Origin of the sequence: Pseudomonas sp. P7758, from assembly GCF_013386485.1 — a bacterium.
Taxonomy (GTDB): domain Bacteria; phylum Pseudomonadota; class Gammaproteobacteria; order Pseudomonadales; family Pseudomonadaceae; genus Aquipseudomonas.
In genome coordinates this window covers 1-23,135 of the sequence record NZ_JACARS010000080.1, presented here as the reverse complement: position 1 = coordinate 23,135, position 23,135 = coordinate 1, and the positions used below count along the sequence as shown (strand labels likewise).

Here is a 23,135-nt window from a genome sequence, read left to right as displayed (position 1 = left end):
GCAACAGTTGGAGCCTCAGGGAGAACAGCCATGAAAAGCATGGCGGCGGTGCTGACCGCGACTTTGCTGCTGACGCTGTTCGATCCGCTGGCGGCCCAGGCCTGGCAACTGCGCGGCGGTGGTGGCGCACGCACGTTTGTGGTGCCCCATGGCGCCGGCATGGGCGGGCGATAACCGCCACCGCCGCGGTGGTCGGCGCGACCACGGCGACCCTCCTCGCCATCGGTACGCGCGTCACCACGGTGCCGGTGGATTGCGTCTCGGTGGTCGCCAATGGCGTGGCCTACCAGCACTGCGGGCCCACGTGGTACCAGCCGCAATACGTCGGCAGCTCCGTGCAGTACATCGTGGTCGCCGCGCCCTGGTGACCCATCGTTTCAAGGATGATTGTGATGACGACGCTCAACGATTTAACCGCCCTGCAAGCCAGCATCGGCGAAAGCGTGCTGGGTCAGGACCAGGTCATCCGGCAGATCCTGATCGGTCTGCTGGCCAATGGTCACTTGCTGCTGGAGAGCCTGCCGGGGCTGGCCAAGACCCGCACGGTCAAGGCCCTGGCCCGGCACCTGGATGCGAAGATGAGTCGCATCCAGTTCACCCCCGACCTGCTGCCCTCGGACATCACCGGCGCCGAGGTGCTGCACCAGGTGGATGGCCAGAACCAGATCCGTTTCCAGCCAGGCCCGTTGTTCGGCAACCTGATCCTCGCCGATGAAATCAACCGCGCCCCGGCCAAGGTCCAGGCGGCCTTGCTCGAAGCCATGGAAGAACGCCAGATCACCGTAGCCGGCGCCAGCCATCCGCTGCCCGAGCTGTTTATCGTGGTCGCCACCCAAAACCCCATCGAACAGGAAGGTACCTACCCATTGCCGGAAGCGCAGATGGACCGGTTCCTGATGAAAGTCCTGCTGGATTACCCCAGCGCCGACAACGAAAGCCAGGTGCTGCGCCTGCTGCGTGAAGAAGAACAGCATCCCGCCACAACGGCGACCCAGGGCTTCACCCTCGCCCCCGAAGTGATCTTCGCTGCCCGCAAGGAGGTCAGCGCGATCCAGGTGTCCCCCGCCATCGACCGCTACTTGATCGACCTGGTCAACGCCACCCGCCATCCCGCCGACTACAACGCCGACCTGGCGCGCTGGATCAGCCTCGGCGCCAGCCCCCGTGGCGGCATTGGCCTGGACCGCGCCGCCCGTGCCGACGCCTGGTTGCAAGGCCAGGCCTTCGTCACCCCGGACAACGTGCGCACGGTGGCGCACCCGGTGTTGCGTCACCGCCTGCAATTGAGCTACGACGCGGTGGCCGATGGCGTCACGGCCGACCAGGTGCTGGACCGCCTGCTGGATAAAGTGGCGATCCCGGCATGAACGCCGACGGCCTGGTCTACGTGTCCCTGGGGCAGTTGATGGCCCTGCAGTTCCAGACCCGTGGCCTGAGTTTCGTCGCGCGCCAGCCCCAGGGCAGCATCCTCGCCGGCAACCATGCCTCGCGGCTGCGCGGGCGCGGCTTGAACTTCGATGAACTGCGTCGCTACCAGCCCGGCGATGATCTGCGTCACCTGGACTGGCGCGCCTCCCTGCGTACCGGCAAACCGGTGATCCGCACCTTTACCGAGGAGCGCGACCGCCCAGCGCTCATCGTGGTAGACCAGCGCATGTCGATGTTCTTCGGTTCAGTGCGCAGCTTCAAATCGGCCGTCGCCGCCGAATTGGGCGCGCTGGCGGCATGGATGGTGTTCAACGCCGGTGACCGGGTGGGCGGGCTGGTGTTCAACGATGAGCACATCGACAGTGTGGCGCCGTTGCGCAGCCGCAAGCGCGTCGAAGCCTTGTGCAGCCGCATCGTCCAGCAGAACGCCGCGTTGAGCGCCGGCAACCCGGACCATGAAGCCGACGGCCAGCTCGACAAGGTGCTGCAACGGTGCCTGGCGCTGGCCGGGCATGACCACCTGATCTGCATCGTCAGCGATTTCGCCGGGGCCGGTGACCGCACCCTGCAATTGATGCGGCAACTGTCGGCCCATAACGATGTGATCGCCCTGCAAGTCTATGACCCGCTGGCGTTGAACGTGCCGGATAGCGGGCACCTGATGGTCACCCAGGGCCAGTTGCAGGTGGAACTCGCCGTACAGAAACGCCAGGTGCGCCAACCCCTGGGGGACTTTCTTGGCGGACGCCTAAGGGACGTCGCCAGCCTGCTGCGCCGCAGCCAGGTGCCGCTGTTGATGATCAGCACGGCGCTGCCTGCAGTTGACCAACTGCGCGATGAGCTGGGCCGGCGCAATGGAGCGCGGCGATGAACGCCAATGTGCCGAGCATCGAACAACTCAAGGAGCTGGGCCTGCCGGCGCCGGTCAGCTACTGGCCGCAGACGTGGGGCTGGTGGGTGCTGCTCGGTTTGCTGGCGATTGCCCTGCTGGTGCTGGGCGTCCGCGCCTGGTTGCGCTGGCGCCGCAATACCTATCGCCGCGAAGCCCTGGCGCGCCTCAACGTGATCGAAGACCTGCGCGAATTGCCGGAACTGCTCAAGCGCGTGGCCCTGTCGATGCCCCTTGCGCCCGAAGAACACCAGCGCGTGCCAACCTTGAGCGGGGCCGACTGGCAGGCGTTCCTGCTGCGCCATGGCGGTACGCCGCTGCCGGAGGATTTTAGCCTTCAACTGGCGAGCCTGGCGTATGGGGCAGCCGATATGTCCAGCGCGCAACGTGAACAGTTGTTGGCCCGGTGCAAAGCCTGGGTGGAGCATCACCATGTGGCAGCTTGATTACCCCTGGCTGTTGCTCCTGCTGCCGTTGCCGTGGCTGGCCTACCGTTACCTGCCGGAATACCGCGAAGCCCGCAGCGCCGTGCGCGTGCCGTTTTTTGCCAGCCTCAGCCGGGCCGTGGGCCAGACTCCCGCCGCCAGCGGCATCCGCAGCAATCGCCTGCAATTGCTGCTCAACCTGCTGGTGTGGGCGCTGCTGGTGTTGGCCATTGCCCGCCCGGTGTGGATCGAAAAACCCATCGAACGCCAACAGCCGGTGCGTGACCTGATGCTGGCCATCGACATCTCGCAGTCCATGGAAACCCAGGACTTCACCGACGCCAATGGCCAGAAGATCAACCGCCTGGCCGCCGTCAAACAGGTGGTGCAGGGCTTTATCCAGCGCCGCAAGGACGACCGTATCGGCCTGATCCTGTTTGGCAGCGGTGCCTATCCCCAGGCGCCGTTGACCCTCGATCACGCCAGCCTGTCGCTGCTGCTGGATGACAGCGGCATCGGCATGGCCGGGCCCAATACCGCGATTGGCGATGCCATCGGCCTGAGCCTGAAACTGCTGGACCAGGCCCATGAGCAAGAGAAGGTGCTGATCCTGCTCACCGACGGCAACGACACCAGCAGCGCGATCCCGCCCGATCACGCGGCCTCGATGGCGGCGGCCAAGGGCGTGGTGATTCACACCATCGGCATTGGCGACCCGGGCGCCTCGGGCGAATCCAAGGTCAACCTGAGCGCCCTGCAACAGATTGCCGAGGCCACCGGCGGGCGCTATTTGCGCGCCGAAAACCGCGACACCCTGGACCAGGTCTACGCCACCCTCGACCAGATCACCCCGCATCAGGTGAACACCCTGAGCCACCAGCCCAAGCGTGACCTGTTCTGGATCCCACTCGCGGCAGCCATCGCCGTGCTGGCGCTGTATCACCTGATCGCCGCTTTGTGGCCGCATCTGGGACTGCGCCATCGGGAGGTCCGCGATGGCGTTCAACCTCAGTGACTTCCACTTCCTGCGCCCGGGCTGGCTGCTGCTGGCGTTGTTCGGCCTGTTGCTGCCGCTGCTGTGGCGCCGCAGCAAGGACCTGCAACGACGCTTGCGGGGCAATATCGCGCCGCACCTGTTGCCACATTTGCTGTTGACGCCGACTGATCGCCATCGCCTGCGGCCGGTGCATCTGGTCAGCGCGCTGCTGATTTTCGGCGCACTGGCCAGTGCCGGCCCCACCTGGGAACAGGACCGCCCCGACTTCCTGGAAAACCGCGCGCCGCTGATCATCGCCCTGGACCTGTCACCGTCGATGGACACCGCCGACGTGCCGCCTACCCGGCTGCAAGCTGCCCAGCACAAGTTGCAGGACCTGGTGCAGCGCCGCCAGGGCGCGCGTACTGCGTTGATGGTGTATGCCGGAAGCGCGCATCTGGTATTGCCGCCGACGGACGACCCGGCATTGCTCGACAGTTTTATCCAGGCCCTGGCCACCGACCTGATCAGCAAGCCCGGACGGGATGTGGCCGGAGTGATCGACCAGTCCAAGCGTTTGCTCGCGGCGGAAAACGCCCCCGGCAGCCTGTTGCTGATCACCGACGGCGCCGACCTCGCGCAGCTGCCGCAGCTCAAACAACACCTCGCGGACAGCCCGTTGCAGGTGCTGGTACTGGCGGTCGGCGTGAACTTCGATGCCGACGCCTTGAAGCAACTGGCCGCGGCCACCGACGCGCCGCTGGGCAGCCTGACCCTCAACGATGACGACCTCGACTGGGTAGAACTGCATGCCCAGCAGCACTTCCAGAACGCCGATGAACAACAGCGCAACCTGCAATGGAAAGATGCCGGCTACTGGCTGTGCTGGCCGCTGCTGCTGTTGGCGTTGTTCAGCGTGCGCCGGGGCTGGAGCCTGAACTGGCTGGCGGTGCTGGTGCTGGGGGCGTTCCTGCAACCTGCGCCCGCCGAGGCCAATGCCCTGACCGACGCGTTCTTCACCCGCGACCAGCAAGGCCGCTGGGCCTTCGAACACCATCACTACCCCGCCGCTGCCGCGCTGTTTGTCGACCCCTACTGGAAGGGCGTCGCCGCCTACAATGCCGCCGACTACGACCTGGCCCTGGCGACCTTCGCCCAACTCGACACCGCACAGGCCGCGTTCTACCGGGGCAATATCCACGTGCGCCGCTTCAAGTTCGACGACGCGATCACCGCCTACCAGCAAGCCTTGCAGCAGCAACCGCAGTTCCCCGAAGCCAGCGCCAACCTGGCGCTGGCGTTGGCCCTGAAGAAAGACACCGAGAACGCCTCGGACAACGCCCCCGAGGTCAAGCCTGATGCGGTCAAGTTCGACAAGGCCGCCGGCAAGGGCAAGAGCAAGACTATCCAGACCGAACAGGCGAGCAACGACGCGCTGTGGCTGCAGAACCTGACAACTTCCCCGGCGAACTTCCTGCGGCGCAAGTTCAGCCTGCAGGACCAGGGAGCCCAGCCATGAACCGGCTCTGCTGGCTGTTGCTGCTGATCGCTGGCCCGTTGTGGGCGGCCGAACCGCAATTGAAGGTGCAGGCGCAACTGGTGCCTGGCAACAACGTGGTGGTGGGCGAACAAGTGCAATTGCAGGTCGATGTATTGACCGACACCTGGTTCACCGCCGCCGCCAGCCTGCCGCCGCTGCAGTTGCCCGGCGCGCGGGTGCAGGCGCCGGACAGTGAATCCGAACACGTCAACCAGGTGCTCGAGGGCAAGACCTTCTACGGCATGCGCTACCGCTACCGCATCACCCCGTCCGTGGCCCAGACGTTTAACATCCCGGCCCTGACGGTGCAGGCCCAGCCCGGCCAGGCCAGCGCACCGTTGAATGCGCAAACGGCGGCGCTGTCATTCCAGGCGACCCAGCCGCCGGGGTTCGAACCCGGGGAAACTGTGCTGGTGGCCGATGGTTTGCGCCTGACCCAGGCGGTCACCACTACACCGCTCAAGGTCGGCGACACCCTCACCCGCACCCTCACCCTGCAAGCCGACAACACCCCCGGCCTGTCACTGCCGCCACCTGACCAGGCCCAGGTAAAAGGCTTGCGTCGCTACCCGCAGTCGCCGGTCATCGGCAACCTGGATGATGGCCGCGGCAACATCACCGGCGGCCAACGCATCGACCGGCAGGTGTACCGCGTCGAACAGCCCGGTCACTACGAACTGCCGGCGATCAGCGTGAAATGGTGGGACAGCCGCAACCATCGCCTGCAACTCACGCGGGTGCCCGAGATCAGCATCGAGGCGCAAGCCGCAAGTGCCTACACCCCGACGTTTTCCATCGCCGAGGACCTCAAGCAACTCGGCCAGCACAGCTGGCAACTGTCACGGCACGGCATGGCCTGGAGCGCGGCCCTGGTGGTGCTGGTACTGGCCGCGTACCTCGTGCATGGCCTATGGCCACGAGTCCCGCCCCTGTGGCGACGTGGCTGCGAGGCGTTGCGCTGGCGCTTTCGTCGACTACGCTTGCTACCACTGAACCCCCGTCGCGAAAAGGATTTCCCATGACGTCCCTGCGTTGCGTCTTGCCCCTTCTGCTGCTGACAAGCCTGCCTGCGCTGGCGGCCGATCCGCTGCCCTCGTGGAGCGAAGGCGCGAACAAACAACACATCATCGAATTCGTCCAGGCCGTGACCGCCGAAGGCTCCAGGGACTATGTAAAACCCGCCGAACGCATCGCCGTATTCGATAACGACGGCACCCTGTGGACCGAACAGCCGGCCTACTTCGAGGTGCTGTTTGCCTTCGACGAAATCAAGCGCCTCGCCCCCCGGCACCCCGAGTGGAAAACCACCCAGCCATTCAAGGCCGTGCTCGACAACGATCACCAGGCCCTGGCCCAAAGCGGCATGGAAGGCCTGCTGAAAATCATCGGCGCGACCCATACCGGGATCACCACCGACGCCTTTATCGACAACGCCAAGACCTGGCTCGCCCAGGCCCGTCACCCGAAAACCGGCAAGCCCTACACCGAGATGATCTACCAGCCGATGCTGGAGATGCTCGACTACCTGCGCAGCCAGCAATTCAAGACCTACATCGTTTCCGGCGGGGATACTGCCTTCATGCGTGCCTTCGCCGAAGTGGTCTACGGCGTGCCGCCGGAACAGGTGATCGGCTCCAACTTCGTCACCGCGTTCCAGATCAAGGATGGCGCCCCGCAGGTCCTGCGCACCGCCAAGCTCGCCCACAACGATGACGGCCCGGGCAAGCCGGAAAGCATCGACTCGATCATTGGCCGCCGGCCGATCCTGGCCTTCGGCAACTCCGACGGCGACCTGCAAATGCTCCAGTGGACAGCCGCCGGCCAGGGCAAACGCTTCATGGGCCTGGTGCACCACACCGACGCCACGCGCGAGTGGGCCTATGACCGCAACTCTCACATCGGGCGCCTGGACAAGGCGCTGGATGAAGCCAGGACAAAAGGCTGGACCGTGGTGGACATGGCAACCGAGTGGAAGCGCATCTACCCGTTCGAGCCGGCTGTGCAACAACAGGTGCAATAAGAAAAGACGTCGCGAAGGACTGTAATAAACGTTGGTCGCAGGCAATGCGACTCAAGCCGAGAAAGGAGCAAGTCATATGACTCGCCTACGCAAGTGGCTGCCGAAACTCGCCCTGGTGGCGGTATCGGTGATGGGGGTCTCGGCATCAGCCTGGGCCGCCGACAAGCCGAATATCCTGGTGATATTCGGCGATGACATTGGGCAAACCAACATCAGCGCCTATTCCATGGGCGTAGTGGGTTACAAAACCCCGAATATCGACCGCATCGCCAAGGAAGGCATGCTGTTCACCGACTACTACGCGGAGAACAGCTGCACCGCCGGGCGCTCATCCTTTATCACAGGCCAGACGCCGTTGCGCACTGGCTTGTCCAAGGTGGGCATTCCCGGTGCGCCGGTGGGCCTGCAAAAACGCGATATCACCATTGCCCAGGCGCTCAAGGCCCTGGGCTACTCTACCGGGCAATTCGGCAAGAACCACCTGGGCGACCGGGATGAATACCTGCCCACCAACCACGGTTTCGATGAGTTCTTCGGCAACCTGTACCACCTCAACGCCGAAGAAGAGCCAGAGCGCCCGTACTGGCCCAAGGACGATGCCGACTTCGTCAAGGCCAACACCCCGCGCGGGGTGATCCACAGTTTTGCCGACGGCAAGATCGAAGACACCGGCGCCCTGACCACCAAACGCATGGAGACCATCGACGACGAAACCACGGCCGCCGCCCAGGCGTTCATCAAGAAACAGGCCGAAGCCAACAAGCCGTTCTTCGTGTGGATGAACACCACGCGCATGCACGTGTTCACCCACGTGCGTGACTCGATGAAGGGCCAGAGCGGCATGCCCGGCAACGAGTACGCCGACGGCATGCTGGAGCATGACGGCGATGTGGGCAAACTCCTGCAAACACTCGACGACCTGAAGATCGCCGACAACACCATTGTGGTTTACACCACCGACAACGGGCCGAACCAGTTCTCGTGGCCGGATGCGGCAACCACGCCGTTCCGCAACGAGAAAGACTCCAACTGGGAAGGCGCCTACCGGGTGCCGGCGATCATCCGCTGGCCGGGCAAGATCAAGCCTGGTGAAGTTTCCAACGAAATGGTCTCGGGCATGGACTGGTTCCCTACCCTGCTGGCCGCCGCAGGCGATGCGGACGTCAAGGACAAGCTGCTCAAGGGCTGGGCTCCGACGGCGGGCGGTACCAACTTCAAGGTGCACCTGGACGGCTACAACCAACTGCCCTACCTGACCGGCCAACAACCCAAAGGCGCACGTAACGAGTTCTTCTATTTCAACGATGACGGTGCACTGGTGGCAGTGCGGTTCGACAACTGGAAGGTGGTGTTTGCCGAACAGCGCCAGCCGGGCGGTTTCCGGGTGTGGAGCGAGCCGTTCGTGCAACTGCGGGTGCCGAAAATCTTCAACCTGAGGATGGACCCGTATGAGCGCGCGGATGTGGTGTCTGACCAGTACTACGACTGGAGCACCAAAAACATCTACCTGGGTGCGGTGGCGGTGACCAAATCGGCGAAGTTCCTCGAGACGTTCATCGAGTACCCGCCGAGCCAGAAACCGGCCAGCTTCAGCATCGACCAGATCCGCGAAGCCGTGGACAAGAAGATTGCGGAAAAAATGAAGGCTAACCCGGCGCAATAGCCGTCGGCGCCGCGCTTATGGGCGGCGCCCAACCCGTGGCGAGGGAGCTTGCTCCCGCTGGGCTGCACAGCAGCCCCCATCCAGACAGCGCGGTTTTTCAGGTAAGTCGCGGTGTCTGGCTTTGGGGGCGCTTCGCACCCCAGCGGGAGCAAGCTCCCTCGCCACACTTTGATCGGTATTTCCATAAGGCTATCTGCAATGTCGTCACGCACCGCCAGCAAACCTGCCGCACTGGCTCACACCTCAACCACGCTGATTCCCGCCCTGCTGCTGTTCATCTCCGGCATGGCTGCCCTGGTGTACCAGGTGCTGTGGATCAAGCAACTGTCACTGGTCGTGGGGGTGGAGGTGTACGCCATCACCACCGGCATCAGCGCATTTTTTGCCGGGCTGGCATTGGGTGGCTTGCTGTTCGGGCGCTGGGCCGATCGCCTGTCACGCCCGCTGCTGCTGTACGCAATCCTCGAAATTCTCGTCGCCGTGCTCGGCGTGGCTGCCACCGTGGCCCTGAGCATGGCCGCCAGCCCGTTTGCCTGGCTGGAACAACAGATCGGCCTGCTGGCCTGGGTCCTGCCATTTGTGCTGGTGGGCATCCCGGCCCTGCTGATGGGCGGCACCTTGCCGGTGCTGGTGCGCTCGCTGGACATCGACCCCAAGGCCCTGGGCCAGGCCGGTGGCCGCTTGTATGCGGCCAACACCGCCGGGGCAATTGCCGGCACCTTGCTCAGCGCCTTCGTGCTGGTCGCCACGTTCGGCGTGCGCGGCAGTGCCCTGGTGGCCGCGATGCTCAATCTGCTGGCCGCCGTCGGCGCGCTGTTGTATGTGCGGCATCACACGCCTGCGCCGACCAGCCACACCCGCAGCGCGCAACCGGCGCGCCTGGCCCTGGTGCTGTACGCCGTCGCCGGTGGCGTGGCCCTGGGTTACGAGGTGGTGTGGTCGCAGTCCATCGTGCCGTTCATGAGCACCCGCACCTATGCGTTTGCCGTGGTACTCGCCACGTATCTGGCCGGGCTGTTTATCGGCAGCCAGTTGATGGCGCGGCGGGTCGAGCGGGTCCGCGACCCATGGGGCATCTTCGGCCTGCTGATCGCCGGTGCCGGGTTGGTGGCCTTGCTGGAGATCGCCCTGCTGGGCCGCTGGCTGGTGCTGCTGCAAACCCAGGCCGAAGCCCTGGTGCTGAGCCTGGGCGGCGCCGAACTGCCGGGCATGAGCGCACGCTTTGCGGTGGCCGCGCTGTGCATCGTGTTTGTGCCAACCCTGTTGCTCGGCGCGGCCTTTCCCCTGGCCCTGCGCTTGAGCGTGGGCAGCGAGCACGTGGGCCGGGATGTGGGTGCGGTGGTGGCGTTCAATACCCTCGGCGGGATTGTCGGGGTGATGTTGTGCGGTTTTGTGCTGATTCCCTGGCTTGGGCTGGTGCGTACCCTGGGCTTGCTCGCGGTGATCGCGGGTGCCGTGGGCTATATGGCCGTGCGTCGTGGCCACGGGGTGAAAAAAGGCCGACGCCAGGCAGTAGTCGCTCTCGGTTTGCTGTCTGTAGCCGTAGGTTTACTGACGCCCATGGATCGCCTGGCCAAGCTGCTGCCCGGGGCACGCAATGCGAGCCTGGCGTTTTACCAGGAAGGTCGCGGCGCCACCGTCGCCGTGGTCACCCAGGGCCAGGGCGCCCGCAGCTTTCAGCGCCTGTACATCCAGGGCGTGTCCAACACCGGCGACGCCATGCCGTCCCTGCGCTATATGCGGATCCAGGCACTGCTGCCGCTGCTGATCCATAACGGCGAGCCCCGCTCGGCGCTGGTGATCGGCTTTGGCACCGGGATTACCGCCGGGGCCTTGCTGCGTTATCCCGGGCTCGAGCACCGGGTAGTCGCCGAGTTGCTGCCATCCGTGATCCAGGCGGCGCCGCTGTTCAAGGGCAATTTCAACGCTGCCAGTGATCCGGGAGTGGACGTGCGTCTGCGGGACGGTCGCCAGGAGCTGCTGCGCAATCCGCAGGCGTACGACCTGATCACCCTCGAACCACCGCCACCGTCGGCGGCTGGCGTGGTCAACCTGTATTCCCGCGACTTCTACCAATTGGCTGCCCGGCGCCTGGAGAAAAACGGCCTGCTGGCCCAATGGCTGCCCTTGCCGACGCAAAACATCGAGGACTCACAGTCCCTGGTGCGCAGCTTCCTCGACGTGTTTCCGTACGCGACGCTGTGGACCAGCGAATTCCACGAAATGCTGCTGGTGGGCTCCATGGAGCCCATCGAACTGGACGCCACGCGGATTCGCCAGCGCTTTGAGCAACCGACCGTCAGCAGCGCCCTGAGTGATGTCGGCATAGATTCCGCGGCAACCCTGCTCGCCACCTGGGTCACCGATCGCCAGGGCCTGGAGCGTTTTGCGGGCACTGCGCTGCCAGTCACCGATGACCAGCCGCGTATCGAATATGCACCGTGGGTACGCAGCAAAGAGATCGCCCGGGTGCTCCCGGCGCTGCTGGATCTGCGGGTGCCCACGCCATTGCTGAATGCGGACCCGGCGTTCACCCGTACCCTGGCCGGCGAACAGCAGCGCCTGATGCAGTTCTATCGCGCCAGCCTGCATGCCTATGACGGCGATCGCACCGCCTGGGGCCGGGATATCCAGGCGGTGTTGCAACAAGACAGCGCCAACCCTTATTACCGCTGGTTCATCGGCCAGTAGTCGGGGGCTCATGCGGCCCGGGGCACGAACCCCGGGCCCGGCACATCAGCGTTTCAGCTTCAGATACGACTGGTGCAGGTCCGACGCCCAACCGTCGATCACGCTTTTCACGTCATCGGCCTTCATCACCTGGGAATCGTTCGACAACGGCTTGCCGGTGCCTTTACGCACGACTTGGGCGATTACCTTGCCGCTGTCGCCATCGAGGAACTGGGCCTCGGTGCCCAGGGTGGTTTCCTGGTCACGAATCCCGGTACCGGTGCTGACCGCAGCGGCCACCAGCGCGACAGGAATGTACTCATACGGCTTGAGGCTTTCGGTCTTGCTGCTGACGGCCGTGATGGCCGCCCGTACTACAATCACGCCCGGGCCAGGCCCGTTGGCCAGTGGCAGGGACTTTTCCAGCTCGCGCTTCAGCGCCTGGTTGTAGTAGGTGTTGATGCCCTGCAAGGTGCTTTCAGGAATCCTGGTGGTGGCTTGTGGCTTGGGGTAGAACTGCGTGGGCTCGATATACACGCCGGTATAACGGCTCAGGTTCAGGTTGGGGTCCACCCAGCGCATCACGTCAGCGCCCGAGGGGGACTTGGCTTCTTTCAGGTTGCTGTAGTCGGAGAGAAACCCGGAATACTCGTCCGGCTGCGTCACCTTGCTGGAACACCCCATCACCCCGATCGAGGCAATGCACACCGTGCCGATCATTAGTCCTAGCTTCATCGTCGAACTCCCTGGTTGTCATCGAAGGAACGTTGAGCTGTAGGTATAGCCAACTCTGGGAAAATAACCCGGCAGACAACACAGGTTGTGGGGTATTTCACAGCGACTATTTGACAGGCAAGCGCCCAACGTCAAAGCTGCACAGAGCTTAAGCGCGCCACCAGAGCGTCAATGCATCGGACATCGGAAGTCGTAATGCCCAAGCCTGACAATAAAGCCGTACCTCGCCGTGATTCCCCCAGTCGTTACCTGTATCCCGTACTGATCGCCCTGCTGCTGTTGGCCATGGCCGGAATCTGGTTTTTCCTCCAGGCCAGCACGCCTCGGCTGCCGGTGGCGGCGCCTGCCCCCGTGGTCAAGCCGGTGGCCGTTCTGCCGCCTGCAAAAATGGTCGATGAGCAGCAGTGCCAGGGTTGTCACCAGGCACAGGTGAAGGACTGGCAAGGCTCACACCACCAGCTGGCGATGCAGGTCGCCACCGCCGAGACGGTACCGGCCGACTTCACCGATGTGTCCTTCAGCAGCGAGGGTGAGACCACCCGGTTCTCGCGCCGGGGCGATGAGTTCTGGGTCAACACGCCCGGCGCCGACGGCAAGGCGGCGGACTTCAAGGTCGCCTATACCTTCGGCATCGCGCCATTGCAGCAGTATTTGATCGAGGTTGGCGAGGGGCGCTTGCAGGCCCTGGGCGTGGCGTGGGATACGCAAAAGAACCGTTGGTTTCACCTCTACCCCGGCCAGGGCGTGAACTTCAAGAACCCGCTGCATTGGAGCAAGCCCAGCCAGAACGCCAACTTCATGTGCGTGGAGTGCCACACCACCGGCTACAAGCGCAATTTCGATGCCGCCAAAAACAGCTTCGACAGCCAGTGGAACAGCCTGGGCGTCGGCTGCCAGGCGTGCCATGGCCCGGCGTCGAACCATGTGGAGTGGGCGGCGAAAAAAGGCGATCTGCTGCACGCGGGCTTTGCCGTGGACTTGAAAGACAAGGACGCCACCGTCGAGATCGAAACCTGCGCCCGCTGCCACGCCCGCCGCGCGCCACTGGGGGACGGCTATACCGTGGGCAAACGCCTGATGGACGATTACCTGCCCAGCGTGCTGACCCGCGAGCTGTATGCGCAGGACGGCAAGATCAAGGATGAAGTGTTCGAACACGGCTCGTTCGCCCAAAGCAAAATGGCCGACAAGGGCGTGCGCTGCAGTGACTGCCACAACCCCCACAGCGCCGAACTGAAAGCACCGGGCAATGGCCTGTGCCTGCAATGCCACAACACTGCGGGCAAAACCGCCGTGGCCACGGTGGATGGTCGCGGGTTGCAGGCCAAGAACTACGACTCCCCCGAACATACCCGCCACGCGGCCGGCGAGCCCGGTTCGTTCTGCGTCGATTGCCACATGCCCGGCAAGTTCTACATGGGCAATGACTTCCGGCACGACCACAGTTTCAGCATTCCCCGGCCCGGGGATAAGGTCAGCGAACAGTTCAAGCTCTGGAGTGCCAGCGAGCCCGAGCATGCACCGCGTTACGCCGAAAGTATGCTGCTGATCCGGGGTGGCCAGCCAGGCGCGGCGCAAGCGCTGTATGACCAGTTGGCACGCAACAACCTGCCGGCAATCCAGCGCGCGACGCTGCTGGCTGAACTGCCGAACTACCCGAGTGAACAGGCGTTGAAACTGGCGACCAGGGACCTTGGCAACCCGGCGCCGCAAGTGCGTGAGAGCGCAGTGCGGGCGATCAGTGCATTCCTGCCGCCGCCTGAACGGGTAGCGTTGTATGGGCCGTTGCTGCGGGACCCGGTGCTGGCGGTACGGATCATTGCCGCCCGTGACCTGCTGAGCGCCTCGGGCCAGGGCCTTGGGCCGGACTGGGACAAGGCGATCGCCGAATACGAAAATGTACAGTTGAGCTTGCTGGAGCGGGCCGAAGCCAATCTCAACCTGGCGATGCTGTACCAGGCCAGCGGTCGCGGCGACAAGGTAGAAGCGCAGCTGCGCACCGCGTTGCTGCGGGACCCGGATTTCTTCCCGGCGCTGGTGACCCTGGCGCAATGGCTGGAGGCCAACGGTCGTGCCGAGGAGGCACGGACGCTGGTGGCGGACAACCTCAAGCAGCACCCCGAGGCGGGACTGTTGCAGCACACCCAGGGGTTGATGCTGATTCGCGCCGGGGAATCGGCCAAAGCCATGCCGCACCTGCGTGAAGCGGCGCGACTGGAGCCCGCAAATCCGCAGTACAACTATGTACTGGCGGTGGCGCTGCATGACAGCGGGCATGTGGATCAGGCCTGTGAACAGCTGGAAAAGCTGTTGGCATTGCAGCCGTATAACCGCAATGCGCGGCTGTCGTTGATCCAGTACTACCTGGAAAACGGAAAAGAGCCCAAGGCGCAGGTGGTGATGCAGTCGTGGAAGAAGCTCAACCCAGGAGATCCGGCGTTGAAATAAACCGGCCTGGGCCGGCAGCCGATTAACAGTCTTTGACAGTTTCCCGACAAAGCTCACAAAGACTCATCGACGGCCCGCCCCTAGCATTCGAGCATCCAAACCACCCCTCGGGTGCTCATCATGTTTCGCACATTGCGCAGTATTCCGCTGCTGGGTTGCCTGCTGGGCAGTCTCGGCTGCCACGGCCAACCGCCGGCCCCGCCGCCTATCCCCAAGGGCGACTACAGCGCAATCATCCGCTACCTGCAAAAACGCATCCCCGTTGAAATGGCCAGGCAAAACATACCCGGCCTGTCCATCGCCCTGGTCAACGGCCAGGAACTGATCTGGGCCCAGGGCTTTGGCCTGGCCGACAAGGCCCTGGGCAAACCCGTCACCCCCAACACCGCGTTCCGCGCCGGCGCCCTCTCCAAACTGCTGACCGCCACCGCCGCCCTGCAACTGGTGGAGCAACAGCGCCTGGCCCTTGACACCCCGATCCAGGACACGCTGCGGGAGTTCTACGTACGCTCGCGCTTTCATTCCGACCAGGCTGCCGCCGACCGCGACATCACCCTGCGCCGCCTGCTCAGCCACCAGTCCGGCCTGCCCAGCGAACACCTGCGGGACGTGCGCAACACCTTCGCCATGGGCCAGATGCCAATGCGTATTTCAGGGGTTTGGCTGAGCACGCCACCGGGGACCCAGGTGGCCTATTCCAACCTCGGCTACGCCCTGGTCGGCGCCGCCATCGAACGCAGCAGTCGGCAGGATTTCGAAACCCGACTGCAAAGCAGCCTGCTCAAGCCCCTGGAGATGAACCAGTCGAGCTTCGTCGGCACCGGCGCGCAACCGGGCTTTCGCGCCCGGGGTTATGCAGACGGCACCGTCAGCGCCGACGCCCAGGTGCGCGACCTTGCGGCCGGTGGCTTGTGGAGCAGCCCCAAGGACCTCAGCCACTACGTGCGCATGCTCTTCGCCCGGGGCCTCTATAAAGACAGACAGCTACTGGGCAGCCAGTCGATTGATGAGATGTTCACCCAGCAAAACACCGGCAACGCCCTGGACTTCGACTGCCAGATGGGCCTGGGGTGGTTTCTCGCCCCTTGCGGCGATGAGCCGGTGGGCCCCGGCATTCGCACCTTCCAGCACAGCGGTGGCGGAGATGATTTCGCGGCGCAACTGACGATGCTGCCGGACCAGCAACTGGCCGTGATCGTGATGGCCAACGACAGCAACGCCGAAGAGATGGTGGTGTCCCTGACCACCGACACTCTGCGCCTGATGCTCCAGGCCCAGACCGGCGACCCGGTGTGTGCCGACAACTGCCAGGCGCCCGCCCACGGCCTGAAAATCCGCCAGGTGCCCGCCGCGATCGACCGCAGGCGCCTGGCGGGTTTCTACGCCACGGCCTGGGGTGTCTTCCGTATCAAGGACGAAAACGGCCAGCTGTATGGCGAGTTGGCCGACACCCGTTTCGAACTGCTGCGCGACGGCCAGGGCTGGCTGCGGGCACAACAGAAATTCCTCGGCTTCTGGCTCAAGGACCTCGGCGAACTGGGCCGTGTGCAGCTGGATGTGGTAACGGTGCAAGGGCGCCAGATGCTCACCGCCCGCAGCCACGGCCAACGCGTCCCGGTGGGCGAACGCATCGAACCGACCCCGCTGAGCAATGCCTGGGCCGACACCATCGGTACCTATCAAGTGCTCAACACCCATGAGCCCGACGCGCCCCTGAGCGGCATCAGCGTGCGCCTGGAGAACGGCTTCCTGGTGATCCGCGGCCAACTGCACGACGAGCCGCTGACCGACTACATCCTGCTGCCCGTGGACAACGCCCACGCGGTGCTGGCCGGCAACGGCTATGGCCTGGGCGATACCGTGAGTCGCCAGGTCAATGGCCTGAGCGCCTCCGGCTACCACTTCAAACGTACCGATTCTCCCCACAACCCCTTGAGTCTCTGACCTCACATGAAGACCATCATGCGTTCAAAACACCTGTGCCTGTCCCTGACGTCGCTGTGCCTGCTGGCCAGCGCCGACACCCTGCTGGCCGACGACTGGGAATACACCCTCAAGGCCGGCGTGGCCAACCTGCCCCGCTACAGCGGCAGCGACGAGCGAGTCACCGCGCCGGTGCTGGGGGTGGCCATCGTCAGCCCGTGGGGGATTTTCCTCGACACCGACAAGGGCCTGGGCTGGGGTTATGACGGCGGCGGCGCGAGCTTCAGCGCCTACGTCGGCGCCAGCGGCTCACGCAAGGACGAAAGCAAGACCGGGCGCCCGGGCTCGAAGAAACTCAAGGGTATGGGCGAGATCAAGACTCGCGCCCAGGTGGGTGTCAGTGGCAGCTATAACCTGGGCGGGGTGATTCTCGGCGCAACCCTGGAGCATGCGCTTGAGGAAGATGATCACAAGGATTCCGGCAAGGCGTTCACCCACCTGGAACTGAGCCTGGGCACCAACCTGTACGACGGCGACTACGGTTCGCTGGATGCCAGCCTCAGCAGCCATTTTGGCGACAGCAATTACCTGCAGACCTGGTACGGCGTGACCACCGGCCAGGCCGCACAGAGTCGCTTCAAGGCCTACAAGGCCAGCGGCGGCAACATCAGCAACGGGATGAATCTGGTGTGGAGCTTGCCGATCAGCGAGCACACACAGTTTTCGACGCTGTTGGATGTGCAGTACCTGGCAGACAAGGCCGGGCAAAGCCCGATTGTGGAGAGACGCTTGCAGACGTCGGTGATGGGGATGGTCGAATACACGTTCTAACTTTGGTAACCCAATCAAAATGTGGGAGCTGGCTTGCTCGCGAAGGCGGTGTTTCAGTCAATGTATCCGGCGACTGATTCACCGCCTTCGCGAGCAAGCCCGCTCCCACATTTGATCTCCATGGCTCCTGGATGATTACTCGGCATACGCCCAGGTCATCCGAAACGATGCCCCGCCCCACTCCGAATCCAGCACTTCAACCTGCCCGCCATGCCATTGGCACACCCGCCGCACCAGCGCCAGGCCGAGGCCGAAGCCACCGGTGCGGCGGTCACGGCTGGCGTCCAGGCGCAGGAACGGCTCGAAAATCTTCCCTCGCCCTTCCACCGGCACACCGGGCCCGTCGTCATTGACCCGTACTTCATAGCCGGTGCCAAACTTCACCAGCGACACTTCCACGCGCCGGTCGGCGTAGCGAATTGCATTGCGCAACAGGTTGATCACCGCCCGTGCCATAAAGCGCGGCTCGATACGGATGTAATCGACTTCACAGGTGCGCAGCAGCAACTGCACGCCTGCCGCCTCGGCCTCCAGGGCGACGCTGCCGATGACGCTGTCGAGCCAGCTGTGGGCCTCGATGCTTTCCCGGGTGATCTGCGTGGCGCCGCGTTCCAGGCTGGCGTAGGTCAACAGTTCCGAGACCATTTCTTCCAGCTCGCCGAGGTCGGCATACATGTCGGCGATCAGTGCGCGGCTCTCCCGTGGATCGGCCTGTTGCTTGAGCTGGTCGAGCTCAAACGACAGCCGCGCAATCGGCGTACGCAGCTCGTGAGACACGGCGTTGGTCAACTCGCGCTGGTTGGCGATCAGGCTTTCAATGCGCTCGGCCATCTGGTTGAAGTGCCCTGCCAGCTCGCGCACGGTAGAACGGCGCGGCAGCAGGATGCGCGAGCCGAGATCGTTGTCACCGAAACGTTGCGCGGCCAGGCGGATATGCTCCAGGTCACGCCAATGGGGCCGAACCCAGAAGTACAGGACAATCGCCAGGCACAGGCCGAGAAAGCCATAGGCCCACATATACAGCCACTTGGGCTCTTCCGGCAGTTTGATTTCCAGCAGTTGGTGGCCGCCGTCGATGTTGGAGATGAACTCCATGAAATCCCCACGCACCACCAACTCGCCACTGGCCAGCAGTTGCTGTTCACGCTCGGTGAGTTTCAGCCTGTCCCGCTGCACCAGCGCCAGGCGCAGCCCATAGTGCGGTTGCAACTCGGCCAGGCGGGCGGCGCGCGCTACCCCTGTCACCGGCCGCAATTGTTCCACCACCCCATACGCCGGGCCGCGCAGGGCTTCGCGGTTGTAGGTTTCGTTGGCTTCCGGCAACAGCTCATCGAAGGTGTAGTTCACCAGCCAGATCGCCCCGGCCAAGCCAATGGCCAGGATGATATACAGACGCAGAAACAGCCTTAACATCTAGACCTCCCAGGCGAACGGATTGAACAGGTAGCCCTTGCCCCAGATGGTCTTGATGCACACCGGTTCCCGGGGGTTGTCATTGAGCTTGCCGCGCAGCTTGCTGATGTACACGTCGACGCTGCGGTTGAGCCCGTCAAAGGCAATACCGCGCATGCGGTTGAGAATGTCATCGCGGGAGAGGATTTTCCCGGCGGCGCTGGCCAGCAACCACAGCAGTTCGAATTCCATGGTGGTCAGGTCGATCTTCTCCCCGCCCAGGCTCACCACCCGGCAACTGCGGTCGATGGCCAGGCGGCCGAACTCAAGGGCGCCGCGCACCGTGGGTTCCGGCGCCTGGCGACGTTGCAGGGCGCGCAGGCGAGCCAGCAGCACAGGCGGCTTGATCGGCTTGATCACATAATCATCGGCGCCGGACTCCAGGCCGAGGATGTGGTCGAGGTCGTCTTCCTTGGCGGTGAGGATCACGATGGGCGTGTCGGACACGTTGCGAATTTCACGGCACACATGCAGGCCGCTCTGGCCGGGCAGCATCAGGTCGAGCACGACGATCTTCGGCTTGAACTCCAGGAACGCCGCCAGCGCCAGATCGCCGCGGTGCACGGCCAGCACCTCGAAGCCATGCTGGGACAGGAAATGGGCGATCAGCCCTGCCAGCTTCTCATCGTCCTCCACGAGCAAGACCTTGCCGAGACCCAAGTTATCCATAAATTTCCAGTGCACGCGCGGATTGAAGTGTGCGCATTATAGGTGGCAAGCCGGCAGACTAAAGCAGCTGGCCATCACTGGCCGACGAAGCTTCATGCTTTTAAGAGTTTTTAACAGTTTCACCGCAGTCTTTAACTCGGTACCGTCCGCCAGATGCGCCCCACACGCTTTTCGGAAGTGTCGCTGATGACAACACCACAAACACAAGAGAATCATGGCCCTCTACCTACATAGCGGGAGAAAACCATGTTCGTTCGTCACAAATCAGACATAGAAAACACCGCGCACTTTGTCGAATGGGGCGCTGGCACCAGTCATCGGTTGCTGACGGAAAAGGACGGGATGGGTTATACCGTCTGCCACACCGTCGTGCGTGCCGGCACCGAGTCACTGCTGCAATACCGTAATCACCTGGAGGCTTGCTACTGCATCGCCGGTGAGGGTGAAGTCGAAGATATGGACGGTAACGTCTACCCGATCCGCCCCGGTGATATTTATGCGCTGGACCAACACGACTGCCATTATCTAAGAGGCGGAAAGGAGCAGGACCTGGTGCTGGTCAGCGTATTCAACCCGCCGCTCAAGGGCGACGAGCGCCACAATCTCACGGATAAATCCGGCTCCGGCTACTGACGACGATTTGACTCACGGACACGAGCACACCATGCGCAAGGATTACCTGGCTTTCTTCATTTCGTTGTTTCTGTCACGCTTGGCCGACCAGATTCTGTTGTTCATCGTGCCGCTGATCGTGTTCCAGACCACCAACAGTGTGTCGTGGGCGGGCCTGGCGTTTTTTGTCGAATCCTTGCCGCGGTACCTGTCGTTCCCGGTGTGCGGGGCGTTGTGCGACAAATACCCCGCCGTGCGCGTCCTGCATATCAGCCAGGTGTACCGGGCGCTGGCGTGTGTGGCGGCGGTGCTGCTGTATGGAATGTTCGACGGGATTTACTGGATTGTCATGCTTTCGGCGCTGTGCGGCGTGTTGACCACCCAGGGCATCATGGCCCGGGAGGTGCTGCTGCCGCATATCTTCAAGCATTACACCTACGCCAAGACCTTGTCCTACTCGCAGATTGCCGACCAGACCGGGCTGGTGCTGGGCCCGCTGGTGGCGGCGCTGATGTTGGGCGTCTGGGCCTGGCACTGGGTCGTGCTGGGGGTTGCCGGGCTGTTCCTGCTGGCGGACCTGGCGATGCGCATCTGGCAACGCCACACCACGGTCAATCTTGAAACCTTCGAGCAGCACAACGACATCTGGCTGCAACCGTTGCGCGTTGCCTTCGGGCATATCCGCGACCTGCCGGAGCTGAAAAGGATTATCGCCCTGGCGGTGGGTGTGAACCTGATCATCGGCGTCACCCTCGCCACTTCCGCCGCGATGGTCATTGGCCAATACGCCGCCGGCAAGGACACCTACGCCGGGTTGCAGGCGGCCGGCGCGCTGGTGACCATCGCCATCCTGTTTTTCCTGGCGCGCGCTTCCCTGCCGCTCAAGGTGCTGGGCGGTTTGTCGTATTCGATGATTGCCGTGGGAGCGTTGATCACGGCCATCAGCCCGAATGTGTGGGCTTATGCCGTGGGTTTCCTGCTGCTGACCGGTTTCGACAAGATGTTCAACGTGTACATCCGCAGCGTCCGACAACGGGTAATCCCGGCCCGGGACTTTGGCAAGACGGTGGGCGTGCTGACCTTGCTCAACAACCTCTCGCAGCCGCTGGCCGGGTTGCTGATCGCACTGCTGGCGGCGCCGCTGGGGACGCAGACGGTGATCCTGATACTCGCCGGTATCACCGCGTTGCTCGGTGCAGCGGTTGCGTCAGGCTGGCACGCCGCTGTGAAAGCGGAACTCGACGTCCGGTGACTCGATCAGTTCCTGCTCGGCGGCGCGTACACGGTCGATGACCTGGGCGATGTCCTTGGCGTCGCCGTACTGGTAAGCCAGTTTCAGGTAACCCTGGAAATGCCGGGCCTCGCTTTTCAGCAGGCCGAAATAGAACTTGCCGAGTTCTTCGTCCAAATGCGGCACCAGTGCTTCGAAACGCTCGCAACTGCGGGCTTCGATAAACGCGCCGACCACCAGGGTATCCACCAGTTTGACCGGTTCATGGCTGCGCACCACCTTGCGCAAACCCGAAGCGTAGCGGCCGGCGGACAGCTGGCGCAGCTCGATCTTGCGCTTCTTCATCAGGCGCATGACTTGCTCATGGTGCACCAGTTCTTCCCGGGCCAGGCGTGACATCAGGTTGATCAGGTCGACGTGGGAATGGTACTTGGCGATCAGGCTCAAGGCGGTGCTGGCGGCCTTGAATTCACAGTTCTTGTGGTCGATCAGCAGGGTTTCCTGGTCGGCCAACGCGGCCTGGACCCAGCCGTCGGGGGTGCGGCAACCGAGGAATTCGTGGATTTCTGGCAGGTTCATCGGGCTCACGGGCAAAGATTCACAAAAGGCCGGCGATTATACCGACCGCGCCGCAGACCGCCAGCTACCGGGCTTGATGTGCATCAACATGACGTGTGCCGGGCAGCAACTATAGTTGTTCCACGCCCACCCTTTTTTGGAGAACCCGACCATGCAAGCCATACGCAGCATCCTGGTGGTCATCGAGCCTGAGCATTCGGAAAGCCTGGCCCTCAAGCGCGCCAAGCTGATTGCCGGCGTCACCGGGGCACATTTGCATCTGTTGGTGTGTGACAAGAAGCACGAGCATTCTGCGATGTTGAGCCTGCTGAAGGCCGGTTTGCAGGAGGATGGCTACAGCGTCACCACCGAACAGGCGTGGAATGACAGCCTGCATGAAACCATCATCGACGTGCAGCAGGCAGAGGGTTGTGGGTTGGTGGTCAAGCAGCATTTCGCTGACAGCCCGCTGAAAAAGGCGCTGTTGACGCCTGCCGACTGGAAGTTGATGCGCTACTGCCCGACTCCGGTGCTGCTGGTGAAGACGTCCAGGCCTTGGGCTGGCGGGGTGATTCTGGCGGCCATCGATGTGGGCAATTCTGATGCCGAGCATCAGGCATTGCATAACGCGATCATTGATCATGGGTTTGATATCGCGAGCCTGGCCAAGGCGCAGTTGCATGTGATCAGTGCGCATCCGTCGCCGATGTTGTCGGCGGCGGATCCGGTGTTTCAGCTCAAGGAGACGATCGAGGCCCGGTATCGTGAGCAGTGCAAGGCGTTTCAGGCGGAGTTCGATATTGACGACACTCATCTGCATATCGAGGAAGGGCCGGCGGATGTGTTGATTCCTCACGCGGCGCATAAGTGGCAGGCGGCTGTGACCATCATAGGTACGGTGGCGCGCACCGGGATTTCAGGGGCGTTGATCGGGAATACGGCGGAGGTAGTGCTGGATGCGGTGGACAGTGATGTGCTGGTGCTTAAGCCGCAGGAGTTGATGGATCATCTGGAAGAGCTGGCTAATGGGTGATGCTTCTTTTTGGGGGCATATCCGTTTTTGGG

Annotated in this window: 19 protein-coding genes; 15 read left to right on the top strand and 4 right to left on the bottom strand. The window is 63.4% G+C overall.

Features of this window, described 5'->3' with window-relative positions:
* Positions 1-392: 392 nt before the first annotated feature.
* The 9 genes from HX873_RS17915 (at position 393) to HX873_RS17875 (ending at position 11,632) form a co-directional block, all read left to right on the top strand.
* Complete coding sequence (locus HX873_RS17915) at positions 393-1,367, top strand: MoxR family ATPase (protein WP_177122996.1); 975 nt, start codon at positions 393-395, stop codon at positions 1,365-1,367.
* The gene (locus HX873_RS17910) at positions 1,364-2,299 is read left to right on the top strand and encodes a DUF58 domain-containing protein (protein WP_177122995.1); all 936 of its coding nucleotides are present in this window, start codon (positions 1,364-1,366) and stop codon (positions 2,297-2,299) included. The genes HX873_RS17915 and HX873_RS17910 overlap by 4 nt, the downstream gene beginning before the upstream one ends.
* The gene (locus HX873_RS17905; RefSeq protein ID WP_177042118.1) at positions 2,296-2,763 is read left to right on the top strand and encodes a DUF4381 domain-containing protein; all 468 of its coding nucleotides are present in this window, start codon (positions 2,296-2,298) and stop codon (positions 2,761-2,763) included. Before HX873_RS17910 ends, HX873_RS17905 begins: the two co-directional genes overlap by 4 nt.
* Positions 2,750-3,757, top strand: coding sequence for a VWA domain-containing protein (locus HX873_RS17900; RefSeq protein WP_177067784.1), 1,008 nt, complete (start codon positions 2,750-2,752; stop codon positions 3,755-3,757). Before HX873_RS17905 ends, HX873_RS17900 begins: the two co-directional genes overlap by 14 nt.
* A complete protein-coding gene (locus tag HX873_RS17895; protein WP_177122994.1) occupies positions 3,738-5,237 on the top strand; it encodes a VWA domain-containing protein in 1,500 nt (499 codons plus the stop codon). The genes HX873_RS17900 and HX873_RS17895 overlap by 20 nt, the downstream gene beginning before the upstream one ends.
* Positions 5,234-6,280, top strand: coding sequence for a BatD family protein (locus HX873_RS17890; RefSeq protein ID WP_177122993.1), 1,047 nt, complete (start codon positions 5,234-5,236; stop codon positions 6,278-6,280). Before HX873_RS17895 ends, HX873_RS17890 begins: the two co-directional genes overlap by 4 nt.
* Entirely contained in the window at positions 6,277-7,278 is a 1,002-nt protein-coding gene (locus HX873_RS17885) for an HAD family phosphatase (RefSeq protein ID WP_177122992.1), read from the top strand. The genes HX873_RS17890 and HX873_RS17885 overlap by 4 nt, the downstream gene beginning before the upstream one ends.
* Positions 7,279-7,354: 76 nt before the next feature.
* Positions 7,355-8,941, top strand: a complete 1,587-nt coding sequence (locus HX873_RS17880) for an arylsulfatase (RefSeq protein ID WP_177122991.1) — start codon at positions 7,355-7,357, stop codon at positions 8,939-8,941.
* Between the two features lie 198 nt (positions 8,942-9,139).
* Entirely contained in the window at positions 9,140-11,632 is a 2,493-nt protein-coding gene (locus tag HX873_RS17875) for a fused MFS/spermidine synthase (protein ID WP_177122990.1), read from the top strand.
* A 45-nt stretch (positions 11,633-11,677) separates the two neighbouring features.
* Here HX873_RS17875 and HX873_RS17870 read toward each other — a convergent pair whose 3' ends face one another.
* Positions 11,678-12,346, bottom strand: a complete 669-nt coding sequence (locus HX873_RS17870; protein ID WP_177042132.1) for a DUF3313 domain-containing protein — start codon at positions 12,344-12,346, stop codon at positions 11,678-11,680.
* A 195-nt stretch (positions 12,347-12,541) separates the two neighbouring features.
* Here HX873_RS17870 and HX873_RS17865 point away from each other — a divergent pair, with 195 nt between their 5' ends.
* The 3 genes from HX873_RS17865 (at position 12,542) to HX873_RS17855 (ending at position 17,548) form a co-directional block, all read left to right on the top strand.
* Positions 12,542-14,794, top strand: coding sequence for a multiheme c-type cytochrome (locus tag HX873_RS17865; protein ID WP_177122989.1), 2,253 nt, complete (start codon positions 12,542-12,544; stop codon positions 14,792-14,794).
* A 120-nt stretch (positions 14,795-14,914) separates the two neighbouring features.
* The gene (locus tag HX873_RS17860; RefSeq protein WP_177122988.1) at positions 14,915-16,738 is read left to right on the top strand and encodes a serine hydrolase; all 1,824 of its coding nucleotides are present in this window, start codon (positions 14,915-14,917) and stop codon (positions 16,736-16,738) included.
* Between the two features lie 6 nt (positions 16,739-16,744).
* Positions 16,745-17,548: a MipA/OmpV family protein gene (locus tag HX873_RS17855; protein ID WP_102369046.1), complete on the top strand. Its 804-nt coding sequence runs from the start codon at positions 16,745-16,747 to the stop codon at positions 17,546-17,548.
* A 135-nt stretch (positions 17,549-17,683) separates the two neighbouring features.
* Here HX873_RS17855 and HX873_RS17850 read toward each other — a convergent pair whose 3' ends face one another.
* Complete coding sequence (locus HX873_RS17850) at positions 17,684-18,961, bottom strand: ATP-binding protein (RefSeq protein WP_177122987.1); 1,278 nt, start codon at positions 18,959-18,961, stop codon at positions 17,684-17,686.
* Positions 18,962-19,669, bottom strand: a complete 708-nt coding sequence (locus HX873_RS17845; RefSeq protein WP_003217561.1) for a winged helix-turn-helix domain-containing protein — start codon at positions 19,667-19,669, stop codon at positions 18,962-18,964.
* A 246-nt stretch (positions 19,670-19,915) separates the two neighbouring features.
* Between HX873_RS17845 and HX873_RS17840 the strand changes: the two genes are divergently transcribed.
* On the top strand, positions 19,916-20,302 hold the full coding sequence (locus HX873_RS17840) for an ectoine synthase (protein WP_003217559.1): 387 nt from the start codon (positions 19,916-19,918) through the stop codon (positions 20,300-20,302).
* Positions 20,303-20,333: 31 nt separating this feature from the next.
* Positions 20,334-21,533, top strand: a complete 1,200-nt coding sequence (locus tag HX873_RS17835) for an MFS transporter (protein ID WP_177048696.1) — start codon at positions 20,334-20,336, stop codon at positions 21,531-21,533.
* Here HX873_RS17835 and HX873_RS17830 read toward each other — a convergent pair.
* Positions 21,489-22,091 (bottom strand): tRNA-(ms[2]io[6]A)-hydroxylase, encoded by a 603-nt coding sequence (locus HX873_RS17830; RefSeq protein WP_008431008.1) that lies wholly within the window; start codon positions 22,089-22,091, stop codon positions 21,489-21,491. The genes HX873_RS17835 and HX873_RS17830 overlap by 45 nt on opposite strands.
* Before the next feature lie 151 nt (positions 22,092-22,242).
* Between HX873_RS17830 and HX873_RS17825 the strand changes: the two genes are divergently transcribed.
* Positions 22,243-23,103 carry a universal stress protein gene (locus HX873_RS17825; RefSeq protein WP_003217553.1) on the top strand — a complete coding sequence of 287 codons (861 nt, stop codon included), beginning with the start codon at positions 22,243-22,245 and terminating at the stop codon, positions 23,101-23,103.
* Positions 23,104-23,135 lie beyond the last annotated feature (32 nt).